Here is a 261-nt window from a genome sequence, read left to right on the forward strand (position 1 = left end):
TGCTAAGATTGCTCGGATTCCTATATAGGACATAACAATAAAAATTGCCATAGTTACGTATGTTGCGATTTGTTGAGAGCGAGGTGAGATTGTAATTCCCCAAGTTACAGCAAAAGACCATAACCCATTAGCTAAGTGAAATGATGCTGCAAGAATGGAAATAATGTATAGCGCTAATGCAATTGGGTTGTCTACAATGTTTGCCATCATATCGAAGTTTACTTTTGGACCGAATGCTTTTTGAATTCTTGTATCCCAAAC

Annotated in this window: 1 pseudogene; it reads right to left on the bottom strand. The window is 37.2% G+C overall.

The features are described 5' to 3' along the window. A pseudogene (locus tag AOA60_RS18340) lies at positions 1-261 on the bottom strand (succinate dehydrogenase); the annotation flags it as partial.

It is taken from the genome of Pseudomonas sp. 2822-17 (assembly GCF_002742485.1).
GTDB classification, from domain to species: domain Bacteria; phylum Pseudomonadota; class Gammaproteobacteria; order Pseudomonadales; family Pseudomonadaceae; genus Aquipseudomonas; species Aquipseudomonas cyclaminis.